This is a genomic window from Streptomyces milbemycinicus, from assembly GCF_002154605.1.
GTDB lineage: Bacteria > Actinomycetota > Actinomycetes > Streptomycetales > Streptomycetaceae > Streptomyces > Streptomyces milbemycinicus.
In genome coordinates, this window is the sequence record NZ_MUNE01000947.1 from 1 (window position 1) to 514 (window position 514).

The 514-nt window shown below is 70.4% G+C and carries 1 protein-coding gene; it reads left to right on the plus strand.

Going from position 1 to position 514, the window contains the following annotated elements:
* Positions 1-421 (plus strand): MBL fold metallo-hydrolase (locus tag CCN51_RS49360; protein WP_483883480.1); only part of this gene is annotated, 421 nt, incomplete at its 5' end.
* Positions 422-514 lie beyond the last annotated feature (93 nt).

Here is a 514-nt window from a genome sequence, read left to right on the forward strand (position 1 = left end):
CCGGCTGTGGATCCACGAGGGGGACCTGCATTCACTCCCTTCGGCCGACCATGTCATCCGCGGCACGGACCCGGTCGAGATCGGCCCGGGCGTCATCGCCCACCCGTTCCCCGGGCATACCGAGGGCAGCACGCTCTTCATCGCGGACGAGAAGTACTGCTTCACCGGCGACGCGTTCTTCTGGTCGAACTCCCAGCAGACGCTGGAAGTGGCTCACAGCGTCGTCTACGACTCGATCAAGACGCTCGCCGAGTCGGTGGCCCGCGGGGCCGAGGAGCTGACCTTCGAGTGGGTACTGCCGGGCCACGGCGATCTGCATCACCTCCCCGCCGACGAGATGAGGGAACGGATGCGCGGTCTCGGACGGCGCGCCGCGACATACCCCGCAGAGCCGATCGACTACGGGGCGGTCCGCTACTGACGGGCTGAACGCGGACCAACCCCGCCGGGGCCCAGGGGCGATCGCGAGGGCCCGCCCCTGGGCCCGACCGCCCCGGAAGCGTCCCCCCGCGGT